This is a genomic window from Streptomyces solicavernae, from assembly GCF_029968095.1.
Classification (GTDB): Bacteria; Actinomycetota; Actinomycetes; order Streptomycetales; family Streptomycetaceae; genus Streptomyces; species Streptomyces solicavernae.
Genome location: NZ_JASCIR010000029.1, coordinates 59,191 through 82,062 on the forward strand (window position 1 = coordinate 59,191; position 22,872 = coordinate 82,062).

Genomic DNA, 22,872 nt, shown 5'->3' on the forward strand with positions numbered 1-22,872 from the left:
CCGTCAGCCGGTGCTGCAGAGATCCGCGAGTGGCCCGTCGTGCGGACCCTCGACGGCAGTGCGTGCCAAGGCAGCGAGGTCCGTCCGCTGAGGTGCGAACACCTCGTCCAGCGACAGCCCAGCGACCACGTTGAGGAACGTCCTGGCCGCGATGGAACCCGGAGTCGCCGCATGGATCGCCACGGAGATCTGCGCTCTGGCGTCCGGCCCGACCAACCGGACCGCCCTGGTCCCGCCGGTCACCGGCATGGCGTTCAGCCACGTGTGCGGGACGATGCTCGCCCACGCACCGGAGGCGACGTTGGCGTAGAGAGAAGCGACGGAGTCCGTCTCCACCTGGGGGTTCGCCACCACCCCGGCGCTTTGAAAAGCGCGGTCGATGAACTGCCGGAAACGCATGTCGGGCGAGAGCAGTGCCAGCGGTAGCTGGGCCGCCTCCGCCCAGGTGATGGTCGGGCGCTGGGGAGTCAGATGCTCACCGGGTGCGAGCAGGGTGTACTGCTCCTCGTACAGCGGCACGACGTCCAGGCCCTCGTGGTCGTCGGGCCCGAAGTGGGCGATGGCGGCGTCCAGTTCGAAATCACGCAGCTGCCGGATCAACTCCCCGGACGAGAGCCGGGAGTTGACTTTCACCCTGGCCAGCGGATGCATCGCGCAGAACGCGGCTACGGGCAGTGCCGTCGTTGTCGACACGGTGGGCCCGGTTCCCAGCCGCAGTGTGCCGGTGATGCCCGATCGCATGACGGCCACCTCGGCCTTGAACGCGTCGTGCTCCGCGAGGATCCGCTTGGCCCAGACGACGAGCCGCTCACCCTCCGGCGTGAGGCCTTCGAAGGAGCGACCCCGGTTGATCAGGGTGACGTTGAGCTCCCGTTCCAGTTTGGCGATGGCGACCGACAGCGCCGGTTGTGAGACGTAGCAGGCGTCCGCAGCACGCGCGAAATGTTTCTCCCTGGCGACTGCCACGAAGTACTCGAGCTGTCGGAACAACATGAGTGGCTCCTGTTCGTCTCGTGCCGACGGCCGCCTGGCCGGCCAGGCGTGAGGGCGCGTTGGATCTAGCATTCTGTATGCAGTATCCCTTATTCGAAGTGAGGTTGCCATGCCGATGCTGATCCGATCAAGAAGGCCCACAGCCACTGCGACCCGGCGGCCCCGCGCCGAAACGAGGAGAGGCACCGCAGCCGGCTGCGGTGCCCCTCCTCGGCGGAGATATCCGGCGCAGCGGGCGAGCGGCGACACAGCATCAGCACCATCGCTGGTCAACAGCCCCAGCGCGGACGACCTCGCCGCCAGAGCAGCCAGGCATACGCCGCATCGCCTCGTCTCTCCCTTGGGCAGGGGGAGACGAGGCGATGCCAGGTACCGGCGGTTCAGCCGCCCGAGGCCTCCTGCGGCTGTCGCAGCAGCTGCGTCGCGACGAGAACCACGGCATCCAGATCGTCAGCCTGGCGGTCCGCGACCTCCAGGAGCCGGCGGCGCATCCGCGGGTCCCAGAACAGGCGGATGTGCGCCGCGATCGCCTCGGCGGCCCGGTCACCGGGTACGTGCCGGAAATTCGCGGCGATCTGGTTCGCCATCCGCTCCTCGGGTTGCACAGTGGCGGCCACGTCAGTCCACCCCCGCGAGCCGGCCGGTCTCCGACGACTCCGAGGCGTGACGCCCGAGCGGATGCGCCAGGGCGACCTGTACGGCGGTCACCTTGTACTCCGGGCAGTTGGTCGCCCAGTCCGAGTTCTCGGTGGTGACCACGTTGGCGCCGGTGACGGGATGATGGAACGTCGTGTAGACCACACCCGGTGGCATCCTGTCGGACACCCGCGCCCGCAGTGTCGTACGACCGACCCGGCTGGCCAGCGACACCATGTCACCGTCGGCGACGCCTCGGTTCTCGGCGTCCAGCGGGTGCAGCTCAAGCACATCCTCCGCGTGCCACGCGACATTGCCGGTGCGGCGCGTCTGTGCCCCGACGTTGTACTGGCTGAGGATGCGGCCCGTGGTCAGCACCAGCGGGAAGCGCGAAGTGGTGCGTTCGTCCGTCGGCACGTAGGCGGTGACCGCGAACTTGCCCTTGCCGCGGACGAACGCGTCCACATGCATCGTCGGAGTGCCCTCCGGCGCCTCGTCGTTGCACGGCCACTGGACACTGCCGAGGTCATCCAGCAGCTCGAAGGAGACGCCCTTGAACGTCGGCGTTACCCGGGCGATTTCACTCATGATCTGGCCCGGATGGTCGTACGACATGGGGTAACCCATGGCAGTGGCGATCTCGCAGACGATCTGCCACTCGTGCTTGCCCGTCTTCGGCTTCATCACCGCCCGCACCCGGTTGATCCGACGCTCGGCGTTGGTGAACGTTCCGTCCTTCTCCAGGAAAGACGCGCCCGGCAGGAAGACATGCGCGAACTTGGCCGTCTCATTGAGGAACAGGTCCTGCACCACGACCAGATCCATGGCCTCCAACGCCGCACTGACATGCTGGAGGTTCGGGTCGGACTGCGCGATGTCCTCACCGTGGACGAACAGGCCCCGGAAAGAGCCGTCGATCGCAGCATCGAACATGTTCGGAATCCGCAACCCAGGATCGGGCAGGAGGGTACGGCCCCACAACTCCTCGAACACGGTACGGACCGCGTCGTCCGAGACATGACGGTAGCCGGTCAGTTCGTGCGGGAAGGAGCCCATGTCGCAGGAGCCCTGCACGTTGTTCTGGCCGCGCAACGGGTTCACACCCACGCCGTCACGGCCGATGTTGCCGCACGCCATCGCGAGGTTCGCCATCCCCATGACCATCGTGGAGCCCTGGCTGTGCTCCGTCACACCGAGGCCGTAATAGATGGCCGCGTTGGGCGCCGTGGCGTACATCCGGGCCGAGGCCCGCACTTCGGCGGCGGGCACCCCAGTGATGGGCTCGGTGGCCTCCGGGCTGTTCTCCGGGAGTGCGACGAACTCCGCCCACGCGTCGAACCCTTCGCACCGCTCAGCGACGAAGGACCGGTCGACCAGGCCCTCCGTGACCACCACATGAGCCATGGCGTTGATGACGGCGACATTCGTGCTCGGCTTCAGCTGCAGATGGTGCGCGGCCTCGACGTGCGGCGAGCGCACCAGGTCGATGCGGCGCGGGTCGACGACGACGAGCTGCGCCCCCTCACGCAGCCGGCGCTTCATCCGCGAACCGAACACGGGGTGCCCGTCGGTGGGGTTGGCGCCGATCACCATGATCACGTCGGCCTTCGCCACCGAGCGGAAGTCCTGCGTCCCGGCCGACTCACCGAAGGTCTGCTTCAGCCCGTACCCGGTCGGGGAGTGGCAGACGCGGGCGCAGGTGTCGATGTTGTTGTTGCCGAAGGCCGCGCGCACCATCTTCTGGACGACGTAGACCTCTTCATTGGTGCATCGCGAGGAGCTGATGGCACCCACGGAGCTCGGGCCGTACGTGTCCTGGATGGCACGCATCTTCCGGGCGACGGTCTGGATGGCCTCGTCCCACTCGACCTCGCGCCAGGGGTCCGTGATCTTCTCCCGGACCATGGGCTTCAGCACGCGGTCGGGGTGGGTCGCATAGCCGAAAGCGAAGCGGCCCTTGACGCAGGAGTGCCCGTCGTTGGCCCCGCCGTCCTTGTGCGGCACCATCCGGACCAGCTCGTCACCGCGCAGCTCGGCCTTGAAGGAACAACCGACTCCGCAGTACGCGCAGGTGGTGATCACCGAGCGGGACGGCATGCCCAGCTCGACGACCGACCGTTCCTGCAGCGTCGCCGTCGGGCAGGCCTGTACACAGGCGCCACAGGAGACGCACTCGGAGTCCATGAACGACTCACCGGCACCGGGGGACACCTTGGAGTCAAAGCCGCGGCCCTCGATGGTCAGCGCGAAAGTGCCCTGCACCTCACCACAGGCACGGACGCAGCGGGAGCAGGAGATGCACTTGGACGGTTCGAAGTCGAAATAGGGGTTGCTCAGGTCCGGCGCCGCGTCGAGGTGGTTCTCCCCCTCGTAGCCGTACCGCACCTGGCGGAGACCGACGACTCCGGCCATGTCCTGCAGTTCGCAGTCGCCATTGGCGGAGCAGGTCAGACAGTCCAGCGGATGGTCGGAGATGTACAGCTCCATGACGTCCTGACGCAGCTTCTCCACCTTGGGTGTCTGCGTCCGCACGACCATGCTGTCGGCGACCGGCGTGGTGCACGAAGCCGGGGTGCCGCGACGGCCGTCGATCTCCACCACGCACAGTCGGCAGGACCCGAACGGTTCGAGGCTGTCGGTGGCACAGAGTTTGGGTATGTCGATGCCTGCGAGTGCCGCCGCGCGCATCACCGAGGTGCCCTCGGGCACCTTCACGGGCATGCCGTCGACCTCGACTGAGACGGTCGCTTCGCCGGGCCGTTCCGGGGTTCCGAAATCCGGCTCCTTGATCAGGGCCATGCTGTGCCCTCCCTTGCGAGGAAGTCGTCGGGAAAGTGCTCGATGGCGCTACGCACCGGCATCGGTGTCAACCCGCCCATGGCGCACAGCGAACCGTCGGTCATCAGGTCACAGAGGTCCTCTAGCAGAGCGAGGTTCTCCTCGCGCTGTTCGTCCGCCACGATCCGGTCGATCACCTCGACGCCGCGTACCGAACCAATGCGGCACGGTGTGCACTTCCCGCACGACTCCGCAGCGCAGAACTCCATGGCGAAGCGCGCCTGGGAGGCCATGTCCACGGTGTCGTCGAAGACGACCACACCGCCGTGGCCGAGCATCGCACCTGCCGCCGCGAACGCCTCGTAGTCCATGGGCAGATCGAGCATGGAGGTCGGCAGGTAGGCGCCGAGGGGACCCCCCACCTGCACGGTGCGCACCGGACGACCGGACAGCGTGCCGCCGCCGTACTCATCTATGAGTTCGCGCAGGGTGATCCCGAACGCCGTCTCCACGATGCCACCGCGGGCGATGTTGCCACCGAGTTGGAAGACCTGCGTGCCGCGCGAGCGCTCCACACCCAACTCCTGATAGGCTTTCGCGCCGTTCGCGAGGATCACCGGGACCGTGGCCAGGGTGAGGACGTTGTTGACGACGGTCGGCTTGCCGAACAACCCTTGGATCGCGGGGATGGGCGGCTTTGCCCGAACGAGGCCCCGCTTGCTCTCCAGACTCTCCAGCATCGAGGTTTCCTCGCCGCAGATGTACGCTCCGGCACCGACGCGCACGTGCAGGTCGAAGGTGAGGTCAGAGCCGAGGATGCGGTCGCCGAGCCAGTTGTTCGCCCGCGCGATCTCGATCGCCGCGCGCATGGACGCCACCGCGTCCGGATATTCCGAGCGGATGTAGAAGTAGCCCTCGCGCGCACCGACCGCGTGGGCGGCGATCGTCATGCCCTCGATGAGCATGAAGGGGTCGCCCTCCATCACCATGCGGTCCGCGAAGGTGCCGCTGTCGCCCTCGTCGGCGTTGCAGCACACGAACTTCAGCTCGTCGGCACAGTCGAGCACCGTCTTCCACTTGACGCCAGCCGGGAATCCCGCCCCTCCGCGTCCGCGCAGCCCGGACTCCGTGACCGTGGCGACGACGTCGGCAGGTAGGAGGTCCAGGGCCCGTCGCAGCCCGGTGAGGCCACCGTGCCGCTCGTAGTCCTCGGGGGAGAGCGGGTCCGTGATCCCGATTCTGGCGAACGTGAGCCGCGACTGGTGGGACAGCCAGGGGAGTTCGTCGACGACGCCGAGCCGCAGCGGATGGTCCGCCCCGTCCAGGAAACCGGCCTCCAGGAGACCCTCCACGTCCGAGGGCGCCACCGGCCCGTAGCCGACCCGCCCGTCGGGCGTGCCCACCTCGATCAGCGGTTCCAACCAGAGCATGCCGCGCGACCCGTTGCGGACAAGCTCGACCGGTCGGCCCTGCTCGGCCGCCAACGTCCGGACCGTCTCCGCGACCGCGTCCGCGCCGACAGAGCGCGCCGCCGAATCGCGAGGGACGTACACCGTCACCGGGAAGTTCGACGCAGGGTTCATGATGCGACCGCCTCGTCCAGGACCGAGCGCAGGCGATCCGCGTCCATACGTCCGAGCATCTCGCCGTTCACTTCGACGGTCGGCCCCAACGCACAGTTGCCGAGACAGAAGACCTGGTCCACGGTGACTGATCCGTCGGCACGTGTTTCCCCCGGTGAGAGGCCCGTCCGGTCGCGGGCGCAGGTCAGCAGCGCGCCAGCCCCGACAGCCTGGCAGGCCTCGCCCCGGCAGATCCGCACGGTTGTACGGCCGGTGGGTTCGCGACGGAAATCGTCGTAGAAGGAGATCACTCCGTGTACGTCCGCCCGGGAGAGGTTCAGTTCCTGGGCGAGAAGCGGAATGACCTCCTGCGGTACGTGGCCCCATTCGGCCTGGATGGCGTGCACTATCGGCAGCAGTGGGCCGCGTTGCCCGCGATGGGCGGCCACGATCGCACTGACCGCGGCCTGCGTGGTGACGTCGTCGACGCTCGTCGTCATGTTCCTCTCCCTCGCCGTCGCGCATGGTCATCGGATACTGTATGCAATCTTCGGGTGTGCGTCCACCGTCGGGAACACGCTGGGGTCAGGTGAGCACTTCGCCGCCGACCTGCCCGGGGGTGACCGAACCTGCGACCGGTAGTGCGGCCAGCCACTGGAGCGCCGTGTGCAACATCTCGGTCCCCTCGCTGCTCTCCTGGCCGAGCCTCGCGCTCGCCGGGACGCGCACGGGGTCGGCGCAGACAGTGGACGTGCTACTGCCGCGCGGCCCTGTGCCGTTGGGGCGCGCCGGCACGAACAGGCCCGGGGCGTCAGCAGAGATCACCCAGAGGGCGGACCCGCCGTCATCGACCGGCGGGGAGGACCAGATGTAGCTGTCGGCCTCGCCCGCCGCGACGACGTCGCATTTCCGGGCGCGGAGCGTCACCACGTCGCCGGTGCGCAGAGCCGTGGAACCTGCAGGCGAGGCTGCCCCTCCCGCAGGGTCGCTGTTCCAGGCGTCGGCCACGGCAAGGGTGCTGAGGTGACAGCCAGTGGCGACTTTCTGCCGAAGCCACGGGGTGCCGTATGCCTCGATGCAGGCCACGGCGGCGTAGTGCGAGCGGAGAACGGCACCGGCGGCCGGGCAGGCGCGGGACACCGCGGTCACCACCTCGGCGGCCTCGGCAAGTCCGAGGCCGCCGCCGCCGAAGTGGACGGAGACAGTGAGCCCGAGCAGACCGGCTTCTCCGAGGGCGACCACCGAGGCGCGCGGAAACCTCTCGTGCGCGGCGATCAGCTGGGCGGAGGGCTCGATCGTGCTGCTCAAGACGTGGGAGAGGGCGGATTGGTACGACATGGAGCGGCTCCCTGAAGTCCAGGCCGGGCAACGGAGTCTGCAGATTGTATACTGTATACTAACCCAGTGCGGTGAGCTGCCCCGAGTCCCGCAGGGTCCGGTGATCTTGTTTCAGGCGGACTGTGGGACGTGTTCCAGCTCTGCCAGAAGTCGCGTTACGCGAAGAAACGCGGATCCGGCGGAGTCGACGCCCAGGCGGGGCGGGTCGACGCGTTGGCGGGCGGCGACGGCGCAGGTCAGATGGATCGCGTGCAGGTACCCCCAAGGCTTCAGCGGCGTTGTCGAGATTCGGCGCGGCTGGTGATCCGGGGGTTGGGGATCTTCTGGGTTCGGTGGGAACCGCAAAACAGTTCGGTGCGGGTATCGGTCCGTCCGTGCTGTGGGAGCGAACCGGCGCTGGAAGTGTCGAGCCCGGCCCGGCGCCGTGCGATGCAGCGTCGGGCTCAGTCTCAACGGGAGGAACACAACCCAATGCTGCACGCGTGCAAGGGCAAGTACCCAGAGACCGATGCCGATTCTGTTTCGGACCCGGCCCGGACCAGGGCCGTGGTGGAAGTGCCGGTGCGTCTGGCCGACGGGGGCTGGAGCACCCCGAAGATGGTTACGTTCCACGGCCTTGGCGACGGCCTTGAGCACATCGCGCTGGTCTTCGAACCCACCGCGGCGGTGCCGCTGGTGCGGCTGCACTCGGAGTGCCTGACCGGTGACGTCTTCGGGTCCGCGCGATGCGACTGCGGACCCCAGCTCACCGAGTCCCTGCAACTCCTCGCGACCGAGGGCGGCATCCTGCTCTACCTCCGCCAGGAGGGCCGCGGCATCGGCCTCTACAACAAGCTCGACGCGTACCGGCTCCAGGACCAGGGCCTCGACACCTTCGCGGCCAACCGGGAGCTGAACTTCCCCGACGACCTGCGCGACTACCGCTCCGCCGCGCAGATGCTCCTCGCCCTGGACACGCCCCGTATCCGGCTGCACACCAACAACCCGGACAAGGCCGCGCAGTTGCGTGCCTGCGGGATCGACATCGAGGAGGCCGTACCGACCGGCATCTTCCGGACCAGCCGCAACGCCCAGTACCTGCGGGCCAAGGCAGTCCACAGCGGGCACACCATCGACCTCGTGGAGGAGCTCATATGATTCAGCACAAGGGCCCCATCAGCGGTATCGCGGCCTGGCAGGACAAGTACGTCGCCACGGCCGGCTACGACAACCAGGTCATCTGCTGGGACCAGAGCACCGGGCGCGCGGTGTCCCGCTCCCTCCACGACCACCTCGCCAACCAGGTGCAGTTCTCCCCGGACGGCCGGCACCTGGTGACCTCCTCCAGCGACTACACCGCCCGCCTGTGGTCCGTGCCCGACCTGCGCCTGGTCGCCGTCCTCGCCGAGCAGGAGGACGACGTGGAGATGTCCGTCTTCCACCCGAGCCGGGAACTGATCGCGACGGCTTCCCGCGACCACCGGGTGCGCGCGTACGACTTCACCGGACGCCTCCTCGCCACCTTCACCGGGCACACCGCCGACGTCATCTCGGTCGAGTGGGCCCGGGACCGCGACGAGCTGATCTCCTCCAGCGACGACGGCACCATCAAGCGCTGGTCCCTGGAGTCCGGCGGCCTGATCGACGACCTGGACATGGACGGCGTGGAGACCGACACGGTCGCCATCTCCTCCGGCGGGACCATCTTCGCGGGCAACGACGAGGGCCAGATCATCGTCGTCGAGCCATCCGGCCGGACCCTGGTCTCCGCCCATGAGGCCGGCATCAAGCGACTCGTCCTCGACGACTCCCGCGACCTCCTGGTGAGCCTCAGCTACGACCGCACCATGCGGCTGTGGAACGTGGCGTCCGGCACCCCCGAACTGCACGACACCACCGCGCTGCCGCACGACGTCTGGCCCCGCTCCTGCGCGTTCGCGGGCGGCTCGCGCCTGGTGTACGCCACGTTCGGCGCGACCTACCGCACGTACGACTACGAGGCACGGACCTGGGACAGCTCCGAGGTGCCGCCCACCCTCGGCGTCAACGCGGTACTGCCCGAACCGTCCGGCTCCGCCCTCACCGTCGGCGACGCGGGACTCGTGCACCGGGACCGCAAGCAGGTCGCCGCGACCGGGAGCCTCTGCAACTTCCTCACCCCGCTGGGCCCGTTGGTGCTCACCGGTGGCCAGCTCGGCAAGGTCTTCGACGCGCTGACCGGCCGCGAACTGCACCAGCACCGTTCACCCCTCAACTGTGCTGCCGCCTTCGAGCGGGACGGCGACCAGTACGCGGTGGTCGGCGCCTACACCGGTGAAGGGCTGCTGATGCGGCTCGACCGTGAGGGCGGTCCCGGCGGGTCCGCCAAGGCCACCCACGTCCGCGATCTCGACCTGCACGGCAACGCCGTCAAGGGCATCGCGGTCTCCGGCGACCTCCTCTTCTCCGTCGCCGCCGACGCCTCCGCCACCTGGTACCGGATCTCCGACCTCACCAAGGTCGCCACGGTGGAGGACGCGCACGACCGCATCGCCAACGGCTGCGCCGGGCTCGACGACGGCTGGTTCGCCAGCGTCAGCCGCGACCTGAAGCTGCGCCTGTGGGACCCGCAGCGGCGCGCCGAGGTCCTGGACACCCCGCACACCCACTCCGTCAAATGCGTCGCGGCCTCTGAGGACGGGCGGCTCGTCGCCACCGGCAGCTACAACGGGCAGGTCGCGGTGTACGACCGCAGCGAGCGGGCCTGGAGCACCGTCGAGCGGCCCACCACGGCCGGGATCTCCTCCCTGGCGTACGACCCGGAGCGCAAGGTGTTCGCCGCCTCCTCCTACGACGGCGAGGTGTACCGGATCGGCGGCTAGGGCCTGCCCGGCGGATCTTCGCGGAACAGGCCGCGGCGTCTGGTGCGTGCTCTCGGCGTGCGCCCGGATCGCCCTCGTACTGGACGTACTTGGGTGATTCGGGCGTGCGGCGAGTGGGGGTACCCCCGGCCGGAGGCTGGGGGAGCGTGCCAGGCGTCGTGGGCCCGTGAAGATCCGCCGGACAGGCCCTAGCGAGCGGCGCTGTCGCTTCCCGGTCCGATCCCCGCGCGAAAAGGAATCATGGAAAACCACCGCACCGAACCCCACCGCATAGCCGACGCGTACACCATCACCCTCACCGACGGACCGGCCCTCGACGAGGCCGCCTACGAATCCGTCATCCGCTCCGACTTCCAGGAGCACTACGCCGACGGGCGCGACATATGGACCGAGGAGCGGGCCATGCGCGAGGTGCCCCGGCTGCTCGTCGAGGCGCTCAGCCGCGCGCGCGGCGGCGTCGGCGACGCCCACGTCCTGGACGTGGGCACCGGCCGCGGCCGCGACGCCGAGATCGTCCTCGCCGCCGGTCACCGTGTCACCGGCATCGACCTCGTCTCCTCCCCCGAGTGGGCGGTCATCGGCCGACGCGAGCCCGGCCGGGCCCGGTTCCTGGCCGTGTCGGCGAGCGAGTTGGAGGAGACCGGCGTGTACAACGCCGTCCTCGACAACGGCTGTCTGCACCACCAGCACCCGGACGGCTACCCGCGCTACCTGCGGCGGATTCGTGAACTGCTGTGCCCGGGTGGTCTGTTCACGGTCTCCGTGTTCGAGGCCGTCGGCGCCACCGGACGCCTCTACACCAACGGCGGGCAGCGCCTCTACCGCGAGTTCACCGCCGAGGAGCTCCACTCCCTCGTCACCGCGCACGGCTTCGAGACGGTCGCCACGCACCGGGTGCCGCGGGACATCGAAGGGCTCACCTACCTGGTGGGCGTCTACCGAGTGCCCGGCTCCGCAGCGCCGGGCACGGCCCGATGACCGCCGGACCGAAACGGGGCCGCCCGGGAACCCCCGGCGGCCCCGGCGGCCCCGGCCTCCTGGCGCTCCGCCGGAGCCTGGCCGCGCTGGTGTGCGCGCTGAGCCTGGCCCTCGCGGGCACGCTGCTCCTCGCCCCTCCGGCCGGTGCCGCCGCCCGCCCGCCGGCCCCCGACTCCTCGCCCTGGTACGGCACTTGGGGCACCGCCCCCGCCCCGGCGGCCCCCGACGGCATCTCGCAGGAGGGCCTGGAGGACCGCACGGTGCGCATGGTCGTGCACACCTCCGTCGGCGGGGACGAGCTGCGGCTGCGCCTGTCCAACGCGTACGGCACCGGCCCGCTCGACATCGGCCGGGCCACCGTCGCCCGGTCGCGGCCGGGCTCGCCCGGCGCCGTCGAGCCCGGCAGCGTCCGCCGCGTCACCTTCGGCGGCGCCGCGGGCACGACCGTCGCGGCGGGCGCCGGGACGCTCACCGACCCCGTCGGCTTCGACGTGCCCGCGGACGCGGACCTGGTCGTCAGCCTGTACCTGCCCCGGGCGACCGGACCGGCCACCTGGCACTGGCTCGCCCAGCAGACCTCGTACGTCTCCGAACCCGGGGACCACGCCGCCGAGGAGGGCGCAGCGGCGTTCACGCGGACCGAGACCTCCTGGTTCTTCCTCACCGGGGTGGACGTGCGCGGCCCCGGTCTGCGCGGCACCGTCGTCGCGCTCGGCGACTCGCAGACCGACGGTGTCGGCTCCACCCCGGACGGCAGCGCCCGCTGGACCGACGCCCTGGCCCGCCGCCTCGCCGCCGACCCCGCGACCCGCGGCACCGGCGTGCTCAACAAGGGCATCGGCGGCAACCGCGTACTGCGCGACGGCACCGAGACCGACCGGCCCCAGCGCGGCACCAGCGCGGTCGGCCGCCTCGAACGGGACGTCCTGCGGCAGTCCGGGGTGCGTACGGCCGTGCTCTACGAGGGCATCAACGACCTGCAGCTGGAGCCCCGCGCCAGTGCTCAGGAGGTGCTCGACGGCCTGCGCGGCATGGCCCGGCGGCTGCACGAGCGGGGCATCCGGGTCGTCGTCGCCACCCTCACCCCGTTCGAGGGCTCGCCGCTGTGGAGCCCCGAGGCCGAACGGGGGCGTGCCGAAGTGAACGCCGCGCTGCGCGCCAGTACCGAGTTCGACGCCGTGGTCGACTTCGACGCGGCCGTCCGCGACCCCGCCGATCCCTCGCGGGTCCGCCCGGAGTACGACGCCGGCGACCACATCCACCTGAACGACGCCGGCTACCGGGCCCTGGCGGCGGCCGTCCCCACGGACGCGCTGACCGGGGAACCGGCCGGACAACCGACCGGGGAACCGGCCGGACAACCGACCGGGGAACTCGTTCCCGGACCGGAACGGAGGCTTTCGTGACCAGCAGTCCGCCGCCCCGGGCGGCGCACGCACCCGGCGCTTCGCGCCCCGCCCCGGCCGAGGCAGCCGTGGCGGTACCCGTGACCGCCGCCGACGCGCCCGACGTCATGGCCAACCCCAACACCCTGTCCGACCGCGCGGCCATGGGCCTTTTGGACACCTTCACCGCCCGCACCGAGCCGTGGCCGCTGCGCGACCACCGCGACCTGCTCGCCGTCCCGGCAAAGACTCTGGTCGCGGTCGCCGAGGACCCGGCCCAGTCCTTCGCGCGCCGGTACGCTGCCGGGACCGTCCTCGGCCTCGTCGGCGATCCCCGGATCAGCCCGGACGAGCCGCCGATGGCCGATGTCCCGGCCGCCCGGGTCCGCCTCGGCCTGCCCGACGCGGCGGTCGCCTCAGTCACCGCCCGGTGGCGGCACGCCGGTGTGGAGGAGCCGTGGATCGCCAAGGAGTGCCCGGCGTACGAGCTGGACGTCCCGGCTTTCCGGATCGCACTGCACCCGGTCACCAACGCCGAGTACCGGCGCTTCCTTGAGGACACCGGTTCCACGGAGTTGCCCTCGTCCTGGCGGTTCGGCAGCTACCCCGACCACCTCGGCAACCACCCCGTGTGGACGGTGCCGCCGGAGGCCGCCGACGCCTACGCCGCCTGGCTCGCGCGGCGCACCGGGCGGGCCTTCCGGCTGCCGACCGAGGCGGAGTGGGAATACGCCGCCGCCGGCGCCGAGGGCCGCGAGTTCCCGTGGGGCGAGACCTTCACGGCGGACCGCGCGAACACGGTGGAGCACGGCCCCCTGGCCACCACGCCCATCGGCGTGTTCCCCGCCGGGCGCTCGCCGTTCGGCGCGTACGACATGGCGGGCAACGTAGAGGAGTACACGGCGGACACCTACCGCCCGTACCCCGGAGGCACGGACATCGCCGACGACCTCGCCGTCACCCGGGGCGCCTACCGGATCGCCCGCGGGGGCAGTTTCACCCGCTTCGGCGACCTGGCGCGCTGCCGCCGCCGGCACGGCTGGTACGAGCGGGAGATCTACGCCATGGGCTTCCGTCTCGCGGAGACACCGTGACGGCCGCGGACCCGGCGGCGGGCGACGTGTCGGTGGCCGAGGAGAGCGCCATGCGGCGCGCCATCGAACTCGCGCGGACCGCGCTCGGCCAGACCAGCCCCAACCCGGTGGTCGGCTGCGTCATCCTCGACCCCGACGGCGTCCCCGTGGGCGAGGGCTTCCACCGGGGCGCCGGGCACATGCACGCCGAGACCGAGGCGCTCGCCTCCGCGGGCGCCCGGGCGCGCGGCGCGACCGCCGTCCTGACCCTGGAGCCCTGCGCGCACCACGGGCGCACCGGACCGTGCGCCGACGCGCTGCTCGCGGCAGGCATCGGACGGGTCGTGTACGCGGTGCCCGACCCGAACCCGGCCGCCGCGGGCGGTGCGGAGCGGCTGCGGGCAGCGGGCGTGCCGGTGCGGTCGGGCGTGCTGCGCGCGGAGGCCGAGCGGGGCAACGAGCTCTGGCTCACCGCCGTCCGCCGGGCACGCCTCTGCGTGACCTGGAAGTTCGGCGGGAGCCTGGACGGCAGGTCAGCGGCGCCCGACGGCACGTCGCGCTGGATCACCGGACCGGCGGCGCGGCGGGACGCACACGCTCTGCGGGCCGCACACGACGCGGTCCTGGTCGGCTCGGGCACACTCGCCGCCGACGACCCGCAGCTGGGTCTGCGGCACGGCGTGGCGGGCAGGGCGCCGCTGCGGGTGGTCCTGGACCGAGGCGGCGCGATCCGGTCCGACGCGCGGGTCCTCGACGACGCGGCCCCCACCCTGGTGGCCATCGCCAAGGGCGCCGACCGGCCGCGCATCCCCCGCAGGCACGAGGTCCTTGAACTGCCCTCGGCCGACGGGGCACTCGACCTCCGCGCGCTGACCGACGAGCTCTACGCCCGTGGGCTGCGCTCCGTCCTCCTGGAGGGCGGAGCCCGGCTCGCCGCGTCGTTCGCCGCGCGGGGCCTGCTCGACCGGGTCGTCGGGTACCTGGCGCCGCTGCTCCTCGGCTCCGCCGCCCGCCCGGTGCTCGACGATTTCGGGGCGTCGGCCCTGGCCGACGGACAGCGGTTCCAGCTGGACGACGTCCGGCGCCTGGACGAGGACGTACGGCTGACGCTGCGCGCCACCCCGCTGCCCGGGGAGCCGGCGTGACCCCCCGGGTCGTGGTGGTCCACCACAGCCGCCACGGCACGGTGCGGGCCCTGGCGGTCCGGGCCGCCGAGGGGGCCCGGGCCGGGGGTGCGCGGGTGCGGCTCCTGACGGTGGCCGACGAGGAGCGGGGCGGCGGCGCGCGGTGGCCCGAGCAGGTGGCCGCGGCCGAGGACGTGCTGTGGGCGGACGGCCTGGTTCTGGCGGCCCCCACGTACTTCGGCAATGTCTCGTCCCCGTTCAAGCGGTTCCTGGAGACGACCAGCCCGCTGTGGCGCCAGGGCGCGCTGGCGGACCGGGTGGTGACCGCCATGACCGCATCGGCCAGTACCCACGGGGGACGTGAGGCGACGCTCCTCGCCCTGCACCAGAGCGCGTACCACTGGGGCTCCTGGGTCGTCGGAGCGGACCCGGCCGATCCGCTGATGCAGCGCGCGGGCGGCAACGCGTACGGCCTCTCCGCCGAGGCCCGGACCGGCGGCGGCGCGAGCGCGGGCGAGACGACGGCGGCGTTCACCCAGGGGCGGCGCCTGGCCGAGCTCACCGCGCTGACCCATCCGGGGACCGGCGAGCGGACCGACGCCGGCGCAGGGACGGACGAGCCGGTCAAGGTGGCCGTGGTGCACTGCGCCGACGGTGCCGCCGCTCGCCTGCTGGCGCAGGAGTGCGCGGCCGGCGCCCGGCTGGCCGGGGCGCAGGTCCGGCTGCGGCGCGTCCCGGGCGCGGGCGTCGCGCGCACCCCCTGGCTGCCGGGCGCCGCCGCCGTCGCCACCGCCGAGGACATCGCCTGGGCGGACGCGGTGGTCTTCGGCGCCCCGGCACGGCTCGGGGCGATGGCGGCCGAACTGCTCGGCTTCGCCCAGTCGTTGGAGTACGGGGCCGGGGCCGGGGCCGGGGGGACCCTGCGCGGGGTGCTGTCCGGCAAGCCCGTCAGTGCGTTCACCGTGGCGCCGCGTACCCACGCGGGCAGTGAGTCCGCGCTGCTCGCCTTCCACCATGTGCTGCTGCACAGCGGTGCCGTGGTCGTGCCGCCGGGTTTCACGGACCCGTCGGTCGCTGCGGCGGGCGGCAATCCGTACGGCACCACACAGGTGACCGACACCGGCATGGTGGCGTCGGCGGCGGCCCTGGCGGCCGCGGCACACCAGGGGCGGCGCACGGCGACGGCCGGCCGGCTGCTGCGCCGGGCGTGGCAACCCGCGTACGGCACACACGATCTGACCGGTGTGAACGGCGCCGGAGGGGCCCTGGCCGTCGCCGGGGCCGAGGACGGGACGGAACGCAGAGGAGGACGGCACGGTGAGCGTGCAGCAGTATGACGTGATCGGTGAGGCGTACGAGGGCTTCAAGTCCCTGCCGCTCGCCCGCTACGCGGAGTTGCCCAGCTTCCTGGGCATGCTGGGGGACGTGCGCGGCAGGTCGGTCCTCGACCTGGCCTCCGGAACCGGCTTCTACAGCAGGGAGTTCAAGCGGCGCGGTGCCGCCGAGGTGCTCGGGGTCGACATCTCCGGCGAGATGGTCGCCGCAGCCCGGGAGCTGGAGGACCGCCGTCCGCTGGGCGTGCGCTACGAGGTGGGCGACGTGGCCGGACTGCGCCCGCTCGGACGGCGCTTCGGCCTCGCCACGGCGGTCTATCTGCTCAACTACGCCGAGGACGTCGCCGCCATGGAGCGGATGTGCCGGGGCGTGCACCGGAGCCTGCAGCCCGGCGCCGAGTTCCTGGTGCTCACCCAGGCGCCCGACTACCGTTTCGACGGGCCGCCCACCGGCAAGTACGGCTTCCTGTACGAGCCGACGGGAGAGGAGGCCGGCACCGGGCCGAGAGTCCGGATCACGGCACTGCTCGACCAGAGAATCGAGTTCGTCACCACCTACCCGCGGCGCGAGGTCTACGAGACGTGCCTGCGGTCGGCCGGGTTCGGCGAGGTCACCTGGGTACCGCTGACGGTGTCGGACAAGGGGCTCAGCACGTTCGGGGCGGACTTCTGGGCGGACTTCCTCGGCAACCCCCCGCTGGAGATGCTGCGCTGCCGGGCCTGACCGCCGACCGGAACCGACCGAGCCGATGGCCCGGCCCCCGCCGGGGCCGGGCCATCGGCTCGCTGCTGCGCCGCGGGCCCGCAAGGACAGGGCCTGGATCTGGCCTAGATCCAGGGCGGTTCGGGTGCCGGGCCGAGGCGGGCGGCGGTGCGGGCCGCCGAGCCGAGGCAGCGGACGTGCAAAAGCAGCCGCATCGTGACCGCCGGGTCGCCGATGACCACCCGGCCGCCCGGCCCGCCCTGGTCCCGCAGCACCCGGGCGGCGTTCGGCACGATCGAGCGGGGCCCGACGGTCACGCTGTCGGCGGCGAGCAGGATGTGCTCGGCTTCGGTGAACGGCTCCGGAGCCTCGGCCGGACCGGGTGCCACGGACATCACGGCGACCGGTTTCGCGGTGAGCGGGGCCCCGGCCGCGGGCCTGGCGAGCCATTGCAGCGCCGTCAGCAGCGGCGCGGGCGGTACGTCCGGTGCCTCCGGCACGGCGAGCAGCAGGGCGTGTGCCCGGTGCGCCGTCTGCCGTAACGCCCGTACGGATGGGGGGAGCCGGTCCGCCGGCAAGGCCTCGTGGGGCGGCAGGTCGGGCGGCACCGGGCACACGTCCAGGTGGATGCCCTGGCTGCCGGGTGTGGAGAGCGCCCGCAGCAGCAGCTCTCCGTAGGGGTCTGTCTCCGAGGGGGCGCAGAGGCCCACGATGTGGATGTCGTTCACTGCCGTCTCCTTGTCGCCCGGGCCCGGTCGTTTCGTCCCGTGGGCCCTGCCGCCGAAGGGGAGTCCGACGGCAGGGCCCAGGTCCGGTGCGGGCGTGTCACGCGCCCGCAGCTGCCGGTGCGGAGCTGGCGCCGGCCTTGCGCAGGCGCGGGGAGAGGAGCGCGCCGAGCAGCGAGAGGACGGCGGTGAGGGCGAAGACCACGAGCAGCGCGGTTGCGGTGGAGCCGTCGTAGTGCCGGAAGATGGCGATGGACGCGCCGCCGAGCCCGGCGATCAGGGCCGTGGCGAGGGTCTGGGCGAGCTGCAGCGCTCCGCTGACCTCGCCCTGCCGCTCGGCGGGTGTCTGCTCCAGGGTGTCGGTGGTGGAGGCGTTGAACGCGATGCCCATCCCGATGCCGCCGATGCCCCAGCCGACGATGGCGAGCCAGGAGGGGACGGCCTCGGTGAGCACGGACAGGGCGATGACGGCGACGCCGACGAGCAGAATCCCGAAGCCGAGCGCCACGCTGCCGGAGCGCGAGCCCTTTCCTGCGCCGTCCCGCTTGGCCTGGTAGAGCGAGCCGAGCACCCACGTGATCGCACCCGCGGAGAGGCCGAGGCCTGCGAGGGAGACGCTCATGCCGCGCAGTTCCTGCAGCCCGAGCGGCAGGAACGCCTCGCTGCCGAAGTAGACACCGCACAGCAGGCCGCGGATGGCGATCCCGGCGCCGATGCCGGAGCGCGCCGACAGGGTGCCCTCCGGGGTCACGCGTCGCAGCGACGGGATGGCGACGGCGAGGCCGACCAGGGTGAAGACGATCAGCAGGGTCAGATTCTTGAGCAGCAGGGCCTGCAGCAGTACGGCGGTGCCGACGGTGAGGTAGACGGCCTGGGCCGGCGGCCCCTTCCACCAGGGCTCTGCGGGCGCCGCCGCAGGGGCCTCGGGCCGGTCGAGCCTGCGCAGGCCGGGCAGGGTGAGTACGGCGGACACCGCGATGAGCGGCAGCATCAGGAGGAAGACCGCCCGCCAGGTCGTGAAGTCCGCGAGCGTCCCGGCGATCACCGGGCCGACGAGTGAGGGGATGGTCCACGCCGAGGAGAGCAGAGCGAACATCCGGGCGCGCAGATGCTCGGGGTAGGCGAGGCCGATCACCGCGTACGCCATGGACATCACGGCGCCGACACCGAGCCCCTGGACGAACCGGCCGAGGAGGAACAGCGGCCAGTTCACCGCTGCGCCGGCGACCAGACAGCCGACGGCGAAGACGATGACGCCGAGCGCCACCGGTACCCAGGGCCCCCGCCGGTCGGCTGCCCGTCCGGCGAGCACCGTGCCGACGATGTTGGCGAGCATCAGGGCCGACAGGCCCCATCCGTAGGCGCCGAGGCCGCCCAGTTTTCCCGCGATGGCGGGGAGCACGGTCGCCACGCCGAGCGACTCGAAGGCGACCATGCCGACCGAGAGGAGGATGCCGAGGGTGAGGGCCCGGTGCGGGCCGGATAAGACGCTCTCGGACGGTTGCGCCCCCGCCCCCGCTGCCGCGGTCGCCGGTGCAGCCGGTTCTCCCGCTGCCCCTTCCTGGTCCTGCTGGCTGACGTGCTGAGACATGGACACTCCTTGACGGAGAAAGTTTCGTTTCGATGCGGAACGGAACGCAACTATACTTATACTGGCGCCATGCGGAACAGCCCCACCGACCCAGAGAACGCTGCACCCCTGACAGGACGTCAGCGCGGCGGCCGACCCCGCGACGAACGCATCGACGCGGCCGTGCCGGACGCGGTGCTCCAGATCCTCAACGACGTCGGGTACTCCGGCCTGACCCTGGAGGCCGTCGCCGCGCTCGCGGGAACGAGCAAACCGGCCCTGCGCCGCCGCTGGCGCTCCCGGCAACACCTCGTCGTGGACGTTCTCGCCACCACCGTGGGCACCACCCCCACGCCCGACACCGGCTGCACGCACTGCGACCTGATCGCAGGGATCGGCACCCTCAGCCACGCCTTCACCACCGCCATCGGCCGCCGCGCCCTGCCGGCCCTCGTCGCCGACCTGGCCAACGACCCGGAGCTGGAGTCCGAGTTCCTCAGCAAGTTCTTCCACCCGCGCAGAGCGTCCACGGCCGAGGCGCTGCGGCGCGGCATCGGCCGGGGCGACATCCGGGCGGACGCGGATGTCGACCTGCTCTTGGACATGCTGGCCTCCACCACCTACTACCGGGTGCTGTTCAACCATCTGCCCGTCACTCACCAGTTGGCGGAGAAGGTGGTCGTGATCGTTCTCGGGGGAGTGGCCACCGACCAGTGGCACAAAGAACACCGGGACGACTTCTGACGGAGGACCGACGGGGTGCAACCGCGCCCGGGCTCCTCGGGGACGACAAGGAGTTGCAATGCTGAGCCGTGATGCCGAAACGTCCGCCCTGAAGAAGGTGCTGGCATCCGCCGTATCGGGACTTGGCGCCAGCCTCCTACTGGAGGGAGGCGTAGGAAGCGGAAAATCGGTCCTGGTGCGAGCCGCGTTACGGTTCGCACGCGATGCCGGGTTCGAGGTGGTGTCCACCCGCGCCCGGCAGGCCGAACAGTCCCTGCCGGGCAGCCTTCTGGACCAAGTGCACGACCAGCTCCGTACGGCGGCAGGAGCCTCGCCGGAGCGCGACCGCATCCGCACGGCGGCCGACGCCGTACCCGAGTGCGAACCGGACGGAGCCCCCGAACAGGACGACACCTGCGCGCAGATCCACCGGATGCACCAGCTCGTGACCGCCCTCGCCTCCCGGCGGCCGGTCCTGATCACCGTCGACGACCTGCAGTGGACCGACCAGGACTCACTGCAATGGCTCGCCCACCTCATGGCACGCCTCGACGGACTGCCGGTCGCCCTGGTCGCCGCCCTGGCCTACGGCTACACCAAACCCAAGCCCCACACGCCGCCCCGCCACCCCGGGGCGTCCTCACTGGCCGGCGTCGCCTCCGACTTCCACCGGCGCATGGTGATCCGCAACCTCGACGCCGACAGCGTCGCCTACCTGATGAGCACCGCCTTCGGCGAACCGGTCCACTCCGAGACCGCCCTGGCGCTGTACCGGTCGACCGCGGGCAACCCGTTCCTCGTCCATGCCGTCCTGCGGGAGATCTCCCACAACAGAGGCGACGCACCGCACCCGGACGCCGCGGACATCTCCGTGCTCGGCTCGGTCGAGATCGCGGAGATGTTCGCTGCCCGCTGCGCCTGGATCCCCGGCGTGGGCAAGGTCCTCGACGCCGTGGCCGTACTCGACCGCAGTGCCCGCGCCCCCCTCGTGGCCGACATCGCCGAGATACCGGACACGGCCGCCGCCGACATGCTGCAGATGCTCACGCGGTGGGGCGTACTGCACGACCACCCGACCGGCGTCGGCTTCGCGCAACCCGTGGTCCGCGAATCCTTCCTCATCGCGATGCCGCCCAGCGACCGGGCCCGCCTGCACACCACGAGCGCCGCCGCGCTGCACAACCAGGCCGCCCCCGCCGAACAGATCACCGGGCACCTGCTGCGCGCGGCCCCGTCAGACCAGCCCTGGGCGCACCGCATGCTGACCGAAGCGGCCGACGACGCCCTGGCCCGAGGCGCGTACACCGAGGCGGGCGCCTGCCTGCGGCGCGCCCTGGAAGGGACCGGCCCGGAACCGGGCGTGCTGCGGCGGCTCGGCCAAGTCGAACTCGCCGACGACCCGGTGGCCGCAGCAGCCCGTTTCCGGCAGGCCCTGCACCTGATGCGCGCCGACGACCAGGCGTGGGGCCAGGTCCTGGCCGAACTGGTGCAGGCGCTGGTACTGGCCGGTGACATCTCCGAGGCACTGCGCACCGCACACCGCGCGGCCGCCGACCTGGAACGCGCCGAGACGGCCGGAGAGACCGGACCGGCACGGGACGCCGGACGCGGCGCGGGCGCCATCCGCGACCTGCTGGTTCTGCTCGACAGCCGAGAAGTCCCGGGCGGCCCGCGAACCTCCTCGCCGCCCCGGCCCGTGCCCGCACCAGACCCCTCCAGCCGGGCCCCCTGGGTCCGGCTCACCGAGTACGCCCTGGCCGCCGTGCACGCCCAGCAGAGCGGCACCCGCCGCAAGGAAGCCGTGCACTACGCGCGCCTGGGGCTCGGCGAACCCCTGGACCCGGCCGGGCCCCGGACCGCACTACGCCTCCAGCTCGCCCTCGTCCTGTCACACGCCGGTGAGCACGCCGAAGCACTCAAGGCGTGCCGCACGTTGGGTGACGAACTGCCCCCACGCGCGCATGCCCTGTCCACCCTGGCCGGCGCAGTCCGGGCCGAATGCGCCTATCACGCCGGGCACTTGAGGGAAGCCGTCGACACGGCCTACGAGGCACTCGAACGCGGCGGTGACCAGGAGTGGCTCGGCTCCCTGCAAGCCCGCTGGTGGCTGGGCGGGACGCTGTTCGACCTCGGCAACCCCAAAGGGGCCGGGCGACTGCTCCTCGACTCCGGCCCGGCCGACCGCACTCCGGACATGGCGCTGCCTGCTCTGCTGTTCCACCGGGGGCGGCTGCACTGCGCGCAAGGACGCACCGAGGCCGGACTGGCCGACCTGGAGGAGTGCGGCCGACGGCTCGATACGCTCGGCTGGGCCGACTCCGTCCGCTACCCGTGGCGCTCCGCGGCCGCGCTCGCCCACGCCGAACTGGGCCGCACCGACGTGGCCGGGCAACTCGCCGAGGAGGAACTCGCCCTGGCCCGGAACTGGGGCGCGGCCCACACCATCGGAGGCGCCCTGCGCGTCCTCGGCGTACTCACCCCCGGCAAGGGCCGAGGCGAACTGCTCGCCGAGGCGGCCACGATCCTCAACGACTCCGGGGCCACGGTCGAGGAGGCACGCGTCCTGCGCGACTTGGGACGAGAACTCATGCGCACCCGCAGGACCCGGGAAGCACGCGAGCAACTGCGCGCCGCCCTCGCCCTGGCCGAGCGGAGCGGCGCGGGCATGCTCGTGGAGGAGCTGCGCCGGGACCTCATGGAGGCGGGCGCGAAGCCGCGCCGTGAGACCGAGATAGGCCCCGAGTCGCTCACCCCGGCCGAGCGGCGGGCCGCGTTACTCGCCGCCGAGGGGCTGACCAACAAGGAGATCGCACTCCGGCTCTTCGTCACACGACGGACCGTGGAGATGCATCTCAGCCGCGTCTACCGCAAGTTGTCCATCTCGGACCGACGACACCTCAGCACAGCCGTCGGCGCCGCCTGCCTCCCCGACTCACCCCCCGAGCCGACCAGGACCTGCACGGTGGGCTCCGACCACACCTGCCGCAGGAAAGCGGCCTGACCTGGGATTCCGCCCGGAGGAACCCAGGCTCGCCGAGCGGCCCGCCAGGGACCTGGACGTGCCGGCGAATGCCCGCTCCGGCTCAGCCGCGTACCCGGACGAGCACCTT

Annotated in this window: 18 protein-coding genes; 10 read left to right on the forward strand and 8 right to left on the reverse strand. The window is 71.7% G+C overall.

Annotated elements, in window-relative coordinates:
- Positions 1-3: 3 nt before the first annotated feature.
- The 6 genes from QIS99_RS25750 to QIS99_RS25775 form a co-directional block, all read right to left on the reverse strand.
- Positions 4-993 (reverse strand): LysR family transcriptional regulator, encoded by a 990-nt coding sequence (locus QIS99_RS25750; RefSeq protein ID WP_282516028.1) that lies wholly within the window; start codon positions 991-993, stop codon positions 4-6.
- A 380-nt stretch (positions 994-1,373) separates the two neighbouring features.
- A complete protein-coding gene (locus QIS99_RS25755) occupies positions 1,374-1,610 on the reverse strand; it encodes a formate dehydrogenase subunit delta (RefSeq protein WP_282516029.1) in 237 nt (78 codons plus the stop codon).
- Position 1,611: 1 nt separating this feature from the next.
- Positions 1,612-4,428, reverse strand: a complete 2,817-nt coding sequence (gene fdhF / locus QIS99_RS25760; protein WP_282516030.1) for a formate dehydrogenase subunit alpha — start codon at positions 4,426-4,428, stop codon at positions 1,612-1,614.
- Positions 4,419-5,990 (reverse strand): formate dehydrogenase beta subunit, encoded by a 1,572-nt coding sequence (locus QIS99_RS25765; RefSeq protein WP_282516031.1) that lies wholly within the window; start codon positions 5,988-5,990, stop codon positions 4,419-4,421. Before QIS99_RS25765 ends, fdhF begins: the two co-directional genes overlap by 10 nt.
- On the reverse strand, positions 5,987-6,469 hold the full coding sequence (locus QIS99_RS25770) for an NADH-quinone oxidoreductase subunit NuoE family protein (protein ID WP_282516032.1): 483 nt from the start codon (positions 6,467-6,469) through the stop codon (positions 5,987-5,989). The genes QIS99_RS25765 and QIS99_RS25770 overlap by 4 nt, the downstream gene beginning before the upstream one ends.
- An 85-nt stretch (positions 6,470-6,554) precedes the next feature.
- Positions 6,555-7,307 (reverse strand): acyl-CoA dehydrogenase family protein, encoded by a 753-nt coding sequence (locus QIS99_RS25775; protein ID WP_282516033.1) that lies wholly within the window; start codon positions 7,305-7,307, stop codon positions 6,555-6,557.
- 471 nt (positions 7,308-7,778) lie between these two features.
- Between QIS99_RS25775 and QIS99_RS25780 the strand changes: the two genes are divergently transcribed.
- The 8 genes from QIS99_RS25780 to QIS99_RS25815 all read left to right on the forward strand — a co-directional run bounded on the left by QIS99_RS25780 (position 7,779) and on the right by QIS99_RS25815 (position 16,765).
- The gene (locus tag QIS99_RS25780) at positions 7,779-8,444 is read left to right on the forward strand and encodes a GTP cyclohydrolase II (RefSeq protein WP_282516034.1); all 666 of its coding nucleotides are present in this window, start codon (positions 7,779-7,781) and stop codon (positions 8,442-8,444) included.
- On the forward strand, positions 8,441-10,147 hold the full coding sequence (locus QIS99_RS25785; protein WP_282516035.1) for a WD40 repeat domain-containing protein: 1,707 nt from the start codon (positions 8,441-8,443) through the stop codon (positions 10,145-10,147). Before QIS99_RS25780 ends, QIS99_RS25785 begins: the two co-directional genes overlap by 4 nt.
- Positions 10,148-10,387: 240 nt before the next feature.
- Entirely contained in the window at positions 10,388-11,125 is a 738-nt protein-coding gene (locus QIS99_RS25790; RefSeq protein ID WP_282516036.1) for an SAM-dependent methyltransferase, read from the forward strand.
- Positions 11,122-12,531 (forward strand): GDSL-type esterase/lipase family protein, encoded by a 1,410-nt coding sequence (locus QIS99_RS25795; RefSeq protein ID WP_282516037.1) that lies wholly within the window; start codon positions 11,122-11,124, stop codon positions 12,529-12,531. Before QIS99_RS25790 ends, QIS99_RS25795 begins: the two co-directional genes overlap by 4 nt.
- A 107-nt stretch (positions 12,532-12,638) precedes the next feature.
- Positions 12,639-13,604 carry a formylglycine-generating enzyme family protein gene (locus QIS99_RS25800; RefSeq protein ID WP_282516048.1) on the forward strand — a complete coding sequence of 322 codons (966 nt, stop codon included), beginning with the start codon at positions 12,639-12,641 and terminating at the stop codon, positions 13,602-13,604.
- A gap of 50 nt (positions 13,605-13,654) precedes the next feature.
- Positions 13,655-14,728, forward strand: coding sequence for a bifunctional diaminohydroxyphosphoribosylaminopyrimidine deaminase/5-amino-6-(5-phosphoribosylamino)uracil reductase RibD (gene ribD / locus QIS99_RS25805; protein ID WP_282516049.1), 1,074 nt, complete (start codon positions 13,655-13,657; stop codon positions 14,726-14,728).
- Positions 14,725-16,044 carry a flavodoxin family protein gene (locus QIS99_RS25810; protein WP_282516038.1) on the forward strand — a complete coding sequence of 440 codons (1,320 nt, stop codon included), beginning with the start codon at positions 14,725-14,727 and terminating at the stop codon, positions 16,042-16,044. The genes ribD and QIS99_RS25810 overlap by 4 nt, the downstream gene beginning before the upstream one ends.
- Positions 16,025-16,765, forward strand: a complete 741-nt coding sequence (locus tag QIS99_RS25815) for a class I SAM-dependent methyltransferase (RefSeq protein ID WP_282516039.1) — start codon at positions 16,025-16,027, stop codon at positions 16,763-16,765. The genes QIS99_RS25810 and QIS99_RS25815 overlap by 20 nt, the downstream gene beginning before the upstream one ends.
- 104 nt (positions 16,766-16,869) lie before the next feature.
- Here the strand turns inward: QIS99_RS25815 and QIS99_RS25820 are convergent, their stop codons facing one another.
- Positions 16,870-17,472: an NADPH-dependent FMN reductase gene (locus QIS99_RS25820; protein WP_282516040.1), complete on the reverse strand. Its 603-nt coding sequence runs from the start codon at positions 17,470-17,472 to the stop codon at positions 16,870-16,872.
- Positions 17,473-17,569: 97 nt separating this feature from the next.
- Complete coding sequence (locus QIS99_RS25825; RefSeq protein ID WP_282516041.1) at positions 17,570-19,060, reverse strand: MFS transporter; 1,491 nt, start codon at positions 19,058-19,060, stop codon at positions 17,570-17,572.
- Positions 19,061-19,129: 69 nt separating this feature from the next.
- Between QIS99_RS25825 and QIS99_RS25830 the strand changes: the two genes are divergently transcribed.
- Both QIS99_RS25830 and QIS99_RS25835 read left to right on the forward strand, forming a co-directional pair.
- Positions 19,130-19,783, forward strand: a complete 654-nt coding sequence (locus QIS99_RS25830; protein WP_282516043.1) for a TetR/AcrR family transcriptional regulator — start codon at positions 19,130-19,132, stop codon at positions 19,781-19,783.
- Between the two features lie 58 nt (positions 19,784-19,841).
- Positions 19,842-22,763, forward strand: a complete 2,922-nt coding sequence (locus QIS99_RS25835) for an ATP-binding protein (RefSeq protein ID WP_282516044.1) — start codon at positions 19,842-19,844, stop codon at positions 22,761-22,763.
- Positions 22,764-22,872: the final 109 nt, after the last annotated feature.